The organism is Polyangiaceae bacterium (genome assembly GCA_020633205.1).
Classification (GTDB): Bacteria; Myxococcota_A; Polyangia; order Polyangiales; family Polyangiaceae; genus JAHBVY01.
In genome coordinates, this window is the sequence record JACKEB010000010.1 from 1 (window position 1) to 9,488 (window position 9,488).

Annotated in this window: 1 protein-coding gene; it reads right to left on the minus strand. The window is 63.4% G+C overall.

What is annotated here, in order from left to right; translation table 11 throughout:
* The coding region (locus H6718_00190) for a hypothetical protein (protein ID MCB9583780.1) at window positions 1–9,360 on the minus strand (9,360 nt) is incomplete at its 3' end.
* Window positions 9,361–9,488: the final 128 nt, after the last annotated feature.

A 9,488-nucleotide genomic window follows, 5' to 3' on the forward strand; every position in this document is an offset into this window, starting at 1 on the left:
GCGCGCCAGGCGCACGCCGTTTGCGAACAGGTAGGCGACCTCCGTTTGCTCATCGAGGTGGAAGTCTTGCTCCGTGGTCCTCCACTCGGTGCGGCGCAGCTCCAGGCTGCCGAAGATGTAGAGCGTGTAGCTCTCCTCACCTACCGTATCGACTGCGCGCTTGCTTACGCGCATGTCGCTCGCGTCGTAGGCGTAGTGGAGCTCGACGTCTTCCGTCGGGCCTGGCTGCGTGGCGCTATCTACGCGGTCGAAGTCCCAGCGTCTGGCGGTCACGAGCCGACCGACTTCGTCCCACTCGTAGCGATAGATCTGGCTGCATTTGCCAGTAGGAATGCAGGTGCCTTCGCGATCGACGCGCAGCTCGGTCAGGTTACCCGTGACGTCGTAGGTCGCCGCCAGTTCGCCTTGTTTAGTACCGCCGCTGCTGTGGTTGTTTGCGCTGTTGAGCCGGTAGGCCTTACCCCCAACCGGACCATTGGAAATGCTGCCTAGACTGCGGTCGTAGAAGCCCTTGGCGTCATCGTCCGTCTCCGTGGTGTTGCCAAGCCAGTCGTAGTTCCAGGTCTGGTAGCGGATGCGGTTTTCAAACTCCTGGTACGGGCTTGGATCCGCACGGCGATGCTCGGTGGGGTCGTCGACGTTCGGGTCGTCCCAGGTGTCGTCTTGATCCGTGAGGTTCGGGACGAGGTAGAACTGCTCGGGTTGGCTCCACGGGCTCTTGCCGTAGCTGTTTTCGGCTTGGACCCAGACCGTGTAGCTGCCCGGGGTGAGCACCTGGGCAGGCGTCACGTCGCATTGGCTGGCGCTGCAGCTCGCTTCGCTGGGGGTGAGGGTCCACGAGTACTCGGCGCCCGCGCTGTCCTGGACTTTGAGCTCGTACGAGGTGACGCCGCCTTGACCGGTCCAGCTGTAGACCGGGACCGAGTCGTGCAGATTGCCGATGGGCGCGAGGATGGTTGGCGCCGCCGGAACCTCCGATACGGTAAAGCTCGACCAAGCCGTATATGACCCGCTCCCTTGCGGGTTCACCGACTTGACTCGCCACGTGTAGTCGTCCCCGCTCAGGCTGAGCGCTGGCGCGGTGCACTCAGGCTCGCCCGCGCCGCAACCCAACGCATCACGGTGGTGGCGCAGATCGTGTACCGCCGTCCCATTGCTATCTAGGACAGCTAGGTCGTACCAAGTGGCCCCAGGATCTGATGTCCAGCGGATCTCAACGGGGTTGGAGACGGTCTCGCTGACCGGATACACCGGCGTTGGGACGCCAAGCGGGATGTAGCCACCATAACTGAAGTTCGCATCTTTCCACGCGGTAGTGGAGTTGTCGGCGAACCTCGCGCGCACCCACCAGCGGTGGGCGCCGGTTGGCAGCGGCACCGCAGGCTCGTACTCACAGTAGCCGCCGTCGCAGGCGGTTGCCGGGTCGATGTAGCCGATGGGAGGCACCGTTCCGTCGGAGAGCTGCGCCTTCCACTGGTATTGAGTCGCGCCAGCGACGGTGGTGAACTTGTAGGACGGGGTGTCGTCTCCGACGGGGATGTCCGCGTTCGGCCAAACCGGGGACGGGCCACTTCCGTCGACTTCGAACGCCATTCCGGCGCTCCACGTGCCCGTGGTGCCTTGGGCGTTCTGGGGCCGTACCCACCACGTGTAATTGCCGGGCGGCAATGAGACATCTTGAAGGGTACACGTGCTCCCGAGGACTCCACAGCTCAGGCTGGAGCGTGGGTATTCGTTGTTGAACACCTCCTGGTCGCTTGCATCCCAGATCAGCACGTCGTAGCGCGCTGCCGCTTCGTCGAACTCCCACTCGAGGTCGAACGGCGAGCCAACCAATCCACTCGGGCTGAGCTGCACCGGCGTCTGGAACGGCAGCACCGGACCAATCGAGAAGTTCTGCCACTTGATGGGAGTCCAAACGCCACCACCGAAGCCGCCCTGCACACCCCAAGCCGCTGCACCGTTGGGGATCGTGCCGGTGTAGCCCATCGTGCACACACCACCGTTCCCCGTGCAGCCCGCGTTTTGGGGTAACGAGGTGAAAAAGAAGCTGCCGCCGCTCGCGTCGTATACGGTGATCTTGTACTCGGCGACGCCTGAGCGGGGTGTGAACTTGAACACGGCCGGCTGAGTGACGACCTCGCCGTCGGGACTGATCGGCGTGGGGCCGTCCTCATCGATGCTGAATGGCGTCGGAGCGCTCCAGGGGCCTGGCGTATCATCAAGCCCAATCGCGCGCGCACGCCAACTGTAGTTCCCCAGGGCAAGAGTGACCCCTGCGATGCTGCAGGTCGGGTTTTCACCGGCACACCCCACTTCTGCCTTGGTGTGCTGGTAGAGCGTCAGTTGAGTGTCATTCGAGTCGAGGAGCTCGATCTCGTAGCTTTTGACACCAAGCGCAGACTCCCATCGGAACGCGATAGGTGAGCCGGCTGGCCCTTCTGGGTCGATGAGTGTTGGTGAGTTCAGCGTTGGCAGGCTGCTGCCGTAAGCGACATCCATCCAACGGTAGCTCGTCCATACGCCGCCGCCGAAACCGGCCTGCACGCCCCAAACGCCGGGGCCGTCCGGGAAAGTGCGAGTCCAGTTGTAGGTGCAAATGCCGGACCCGCTGCAGCCCACGTGCTGCGGCTGAGGGTAAGCCTCGAAAGACGAACCGTTGGTACCCACCCAACGGATGCGATACTGCACAACGCCAGGGATGGCCGTGAATTGATAGGACGCGGTGTCCGCGGTGAGGCCTGAAGGCGTGATGGGCGTGGGCTGAGTGCTCTCCGTATGGAAACTCAGCGTGTTGCTCCACGGCCCGTTGAGGTCGTGCTCGCTGTTGGAGCGGATCTGAACCGTGTAGTCACCTGTGGCGAGAGTCAGATTCGGAAGCCCACAGGTCGTGCCGGTACAAACCTCGTACTTTCTTCTTGTCTGCCCGAACATCAGCGCGTTGTCCGAGACGCGGCGGACATCGAAGACGTAGTGGCTCGCCCCCAGAGATCCAGTCCACTCCACCTTGAGTGGCACTCCAGTGAGGCTAGGCGGTGCGGTGACCGCCGACGCCGTGAGCGGCTCGATCGTCCCTACGGAAACGTTGACCCAGCTGCCCCAGTTGTTGTGCTCCGCGCCGCCAGTGATGCGCACGTTCCAGCGCGCCGCGCCTTGCCCAAGGCTGATCGCGGGAGATGCGTTTGCGAGGTCGTAGGTGCAAGTGCCGCCACCGGAGCAACCCAGGTCGGCTGCATCGACTTGACGATCGAACAAGTAGCCCGCGCCGTCGTAGAGTCGAAACAAGTAGCCAGTCGCGTCCGAGACGCCGGTCCACGTGAAGACGTAGGGCGCGGTCAGCGCGCCACTCGGGCTCTGGTTGGTGATCGCAGTTGCCTTGGGAGCCGGCACTTGGCTCACGTCAGGCAGCCTCGCCGCTTTGAACGCCGCCTGGTTCAGTGACGGCTCCACCTTGAGTTCCGCGCTCGCAGGCGCTGAACCGGGTGCGGGTGGCGGCGGTGCGGGCGGGGGCGCTGGCGGCGTCAGCTTGGCGGTCCCACTAGAGGTCACACCGGCGCTGCTTGCGCTGTCTGCAGCGCTCTTCGGCTGCACACCGAGCAAGCTCGGCGCCTTGGCCGTTTCCTGGTGGAATCTTGTCAGGTCTGCCGCGCTGATGCGGGGCGTCGCGCGGGTCCGTGAGCCCGAAGGTCCGAGGCCCCAGGGGTTCGGGGTCGGTTCGGGCTGAGTGACGCTGTCGTCGCGCTCGGTGTAACCGTAATCGACGCGATTGACGCGATACAGATCGTCGTACTGCATCGTGCGAGTGACGGGCTTCGCGCCGGCGGGCCACTCGTCGGGGTTACGTAAATCTTCAATCTTGAGCGGGTTGCCGACCACGTCGTACTGGTAGTGATCGTCTTGCAGCACCTTCTGGAAGGTGTCCGTGCCGATCCCCACATGGCTGTAGCTGCTGCTTGGATCGGACCACGCCGCTGGAGGTCCGCGGTAGGTCTGCACTGTCGCCAGGCGCCGCCGCGTGTCGTACGCAAACTGCGTGCGGGTGCGGGCCAGGTCGCCATACTCGATGTGCTCATGCAGGCCGTCGGCGGTGCGCTTGATGTCGGTGACGAGCTCGCCATAAGAGCCCCCGACGCTCTTCACCGTGCCACGCCCGGAGTACTCAATATCCACGTGGCTTTGTCCGTCACTGCCCATCAGCTCGGGGCTCTGGGCGCCGGTGGTCTCGGACACCACGCGGTCGGCGCCGTCGAAGCTCACCTGCTTGCGGTACCAGCGGCCGTTGTAGCGGTTCAGGATTGAGTCGTCAGGCACGCCCGGCGCAGCGAGCCGTACCCAGCTCTCGAAGGCGCGCGAGCGACCGTCGTAGTTGGTGACGCTCACCTTCGCGCGGTCAAACACCGCGACCAGCTTGCCGCGCAGGTAATCGCCTCCCTGGAGCGGTGTGAAGGCGTCCGTCGACCCGGAACCGTTGGGGACCTCGATGGCGCCGAGCTCGGGCGGCGGAGCTTGGTCGTAGAGGTAGTAGATCTCGATGCCGGACGCCGTATCCGGAGCCGGCGGACTGTATGGCTGATGGCTCGCCTGACACGGCGAGTAGTCCTCGTACTGCAGGCGCCCCACCCCGTCGTAGGCGAAGTTCATCCCGCAACCACGAGCGTCGCTGGTTCCGATCAGCTCCCCGCTCGCGTTGTAGCGATAGCGCCAGGCCTTGATGTTGCTCGCATCCGCGCTCGGGTCTGGGTCGAAGTTGACCGACGTGTGCGGCTCAACATTGAGCACCATGCGGCCGAGGGAGTCGTAGCGGAGCCAGCGGGTCGTGGAGCCGCTCGCTGAAGAGCGCGTGATTGACAGAGGCTCTCCGGTGGGGAGATAGGTAGTTCGCGTTTGGCGTTCGATCAGCGACCCGTTCTCCTTGAAACGCTCGATACCCAGCACCCCGCGCCCTTGCCCGTCGCTAACGCTGGTCGCGTACGTGCCCTCATGGGGTCCCCCACTCTCCCAGTCCGCTGCGTCCCACGCGTCGCTCGAAAGGGCATGGTAGACGTTGCGCAGCGTTTGGGTGCCGTCGAGATCGTAGAGGCGTAGATCGCGCCCGAAGGCATCGTACTCCACCCGCCCCGACGGTGTGCCCGGCGCAGCCTGCGGGTCGAAGTTCTCGGGCTCGCCGTCCCAGAACTTGGGAAGGTACTTCCTGCTGACCGCGCCCTTCTTGTCGTAGTCCACGTAGCCACCAGCGATCCAGCGACCGTCGTCGTTGGCGGTGGTATCGGCCTCCGTGATCGCAGCGAGCGTGCGACCCATGCCGTCGATGTAAGCGAACGAGTCCATGTACGCATCGCTCGTAGTGCTTGGCCCATCCTGGCTTCGGGTGTGAATAATCGAGTACCTGCGCCCGTCCGTCGCGAGATCGTAGCTAATCTCGACGCTCGGCGTTGTGCCGACGGTTGCGGAGTTTGGTTCCGAACGGAAGAGCCGCGTCAGGCGCCCGAGGCCGTCGTAGTCCACCTGGGTGACCTGAAATGTCACGTCAATCACGTGGGTCACGAGCTCAAGCCCGCGATCGTAGGAGGCCGCTGAGTAGAGTGTGTCGGATGGCGGGTTGTCTCGAGTTGGGGGGCATCCGCTTGGGTACATCCGCTCGGTGGTAGCCAGCTGGGCGTAGAGCGGATCCAAGTAAACGTCCGCACAGCGACCACCCGGCCCATAACTCCGGATGGCGTTCCCGAACTCGTCGTAGTCCGTCTCGCTGATGTACAACGCCGTGCTGTCGCTGACGGCGTCTCCGGGAGTGGGTGCCACCGCAGCCCCAACCGTCTCGTGGAAACGCTGCAGCTCTTCGGTCCCCGTTAGGACAGCGGTGACAAGGTCCGGATTGCCCTCTTCAGTGTAGCTGGTCGCCGTTTCCCCACGGCGCTGCGTATGAACGGAACCAACGGTGTAGCTACTCGCAGTTCTCCAGAGCCAGCCACTCGGGTGGTCCAGGAGCACTGGGTGGCTCACGCCTGTGATCGCCTCGTCGGGTCCACCTGCTGGGCAACCGCTGACACAACCGTAGCTGGTGCCGGAGAGCTGGTTTCCGAAGTCGTCAACCGTCGTCTCGCCATGCGTACGCACCGTGCCGCTGGTCGCGCGAAGCGGGATCTCCGTCTGAATCGAGGGGCCGACACCGAAGCCGTCTGCGGTTACCGTCGGTTGATCTTTGAGGCGCGTTGAGCTCGGGATGAAGTGCCCTGTGTCGTACGCCCAAGCCGTGGAGGCATTGGAGAATGCGTAGACCACGCCGCGCCCGTCCATGCCTTCGTACAAGCGGCGCAGCGTGTACTCGTTGTGGCTGGTGGAGAGGTAAACGCCGTACTCGTCGTAGGTTTCACTGAGCACGGGCAACCCCTTGAGCGCCTCATGGGGGTTGTCCAACCACGTCTCGTTGTCGGGACACGGTTCACCGTTGTCTAGTAGGCACTCGCCTAGCAAGAACGTCGAGCGCGAGATACTGGTCGGGCTGTTGGCATCACCGAACGCCTTGCTCGTTGCTTCACGGAACCCGCGAAACTCGCGCTGACGCCCATCGTAAACTGGATCACGGTAGGTGTATTCCGTGCTGTAGACGCGCGGGCCTTTCCCGAAGACGTTGAGGTTGTCCGATTCGCTCATCCGCTTGACGAGGTGCAGGGCCATCGGCGCCTTCACCGCCCACGGCTCGCCATCACGCTCGGCATCGAGCATCTCATCGATGCTGGATGTGTACTCGAGCGTCGTCGTCTTCCCGAGCCCACTACGCACCAGCGTGAGCACCCAGGGGCGAGTGCCTCCCTGAAGATCGATGTAGCGATACTCTCCCCCATCCCCCCACACGATGTCGCGAGTGCCACTGCCATCGACGTCCGCAATACGGACGATCGACCGATTGCTCGGGTTGTCTGGGGTGTCGAACAGGATGCGTCGATTCTTGAACCCCTTACCGTCGACGTTGATCCAGATGTCCACGTTCTTAGAGCGCACCTGGATGATGTCGCTCAAGCCGTCCCCGTTTACGTCATCGAGGCGGAGCTGGGTGTCGCCTTGAAGCGTCGGTGGATTGTCCATCGCAAGGGAACGGTACTCGGCGTTGTCCCCTGGCTGGCAGTCGTCGCGATCTCCGGTGCCCCAGAAGCCGTTTCCGCGACCGGGCCAGTACTTCACGTCGCCGGAGCGCATGCGAACGATGTCGTTGATGCCGTCGCCGTTCATGTCCGCGAGGAACACATCCGGCTGGCTAAAGAGGACGATGTTCCCGTTTCGAGGGACACAAGCTTCTACGGCGTACTCTGTGAACTGCGCCTTGTTCTTGCCAGTGAGGTAACCGGTTCCGAACTTGCCGTCTCCCCCGGGATAGCGACCGAGCGCGAAGAACGTCTGGATCGATGTACCGCTCGAGACCACGAGATCAACGAGTCCATCGAAATCCACGTCGACGACCTTGGTGTCTAAGGCTTGCTCGGTGAAATCGATCTTCGAACTCAAAGTCCCAGCTGACGTTACCGTGCGGTTCCGCCAGACCCAGCCAGTACTGGACTCTTCGGGGGAGAGGACGGAGTACTGCTTGCCCTTCGGCATGTGCAACAGGTTGATGCGACCATCGCCGTCGAGATCCAGCGGAACGACGTTGGGGCTCGACAGCGGAAGCCCGCTGAACCCATCGACTCCCATGGGTACAGCTTTGCCGAAGTTCGTGAGTTCGCCACCAGCGCCGTTGAAGAACACGCGGTGCTCGGCGCTCGTCGACCCTGCCGTCGCAAGCACATCGGGTAGGCCGTCGGAGTTGATGTCGAACAGATCCGTGTTGCCCTCATCAACGGACACCGACGGACTATTGAGGAACTCCCGAACGGTGACATCGAACGGCTCGAACCCATCGAATGCCGGGCCGACGTGGGAGTAGTCAAAGCGGGTTGGGGGGAGAGAGTCGGGCTCGCAAGTCAGGTTCCTGGGCAGCTCCCCGGCGGCCCCTTCATAGACAGTCTGCCCCGGACACCGCCCTTGGAGCGTCACCGCGCTCAGGAGAGAGACGTGATACGACGAGTCGTAGTCGAGGAGATACCGGCGTACGAGCTCGCGAGCCTCGTTTCCGTAGGACGCGCTGGTCACGTCGACACGTGCAACGCGCAGGTTCTGCTCCATGCGCCAACCGCTACGGTAGGAGAAGGTCGGATCGCTGCGCTCTTCCCACACCAGGTGCGTGTGGTGAGCGAAGCGTGAGAAGTCGAGACCCGTACCAGTAGACAGCAGGTAGCCCGTCGGATCGTCGGCTGGCGACGTATCGTAGATATCGCTCAAGTGGGCGGTCGCACCGTCATGGGTGTAGCCGTAGTAAGCCACGTTGACGGGAGCACCGTTTCCGTCGTGATACGTGTCGAACTCGCGGCGAAGGTTCCAGCGAAATACTTCCTCCGGCTTTGCTGGGTTCGCCTCGATGGCTTGGCGATCCTTCTTGCCGTCGAGGGCAACGCCCAGCTCGAGGGTCGAACCGTCCTTTGACTGCACCCGCCACGTCAGCCCATCTGGAGACCAGAAGAAGCGCATGAACCCGCCTTCGACACGAGGACGGTAATACTGCCAACCCGGTGACCACTCAGGCATGACCTCGCCCGGCAGTGCGCCATTGCATTCCCGCGCGGAAGTGACGTCGCAGATCGGCACGAGCTCCTGTCCGCCATTGAATACGAAGCGATCTTGGTCGGGGGAAAATTGCCCACCGGAGTTGTACTTGGGCAAGCCGCGATCGGTCTGACGCGCGATGAACGAGACACCAACGTTCCAGCCAACGCCTGCGGTGCCGTGACCTCCCGAGCTGGAGTATGAGAGACCAAGGGAAGGCTGCACTCCACCACGGGCCGTAGGCAGTGCAAAGCCGACGGAATACGTCGCGATGCCGGTCGAGAGCTGCGCCGAAAAGCTCTCCTCCATACCTTGAACCGTGCCACTGCCTTTGGGCACGCTGATCGCCTTGCTCGTAACGCCGCTCTTGTCCTCGCCGCTCGTCAGCGCGGCAGCGTCCTTCTCCGCGTCGATTTCTGGGGACTTCGCCGTGGCGGCTTCCGCGAGCTGCTCCTTGTCGACACCGCTCTGCTCGACGTCTTCGCTCTGCACCGCCTGGGCCGCGCTCTTTCCGCGCGGCGCAGCTGAGTCATCACGGGCTGGCGCGTCAGCTTGCGCTGGTGGTTGCAGCTGAACCTCGGGCGCTTCTTCGACGGCGTCCGCTACCGCTGCATGCGGCTCCGCTTGCTGCGCACTGGCGCGCGTCGAAAGCGAAAGGCTCGCAACAAAGACGGTGAGCGTGCACAACGCAATCGGCGCGCGGATCTGGCCTAGACGAATCAGCATGGGCTCGGCTTTCTCGCAAAGGCTGCGTCGCTTGGAAGCAAGGCGCAGCTCGAGCAACGAACGCGAAGGGCGGCGGCGCTCAGCTGGTTCTGAGGCTCAGATCCTCCAGGAACCGAGCGAGCACCGCC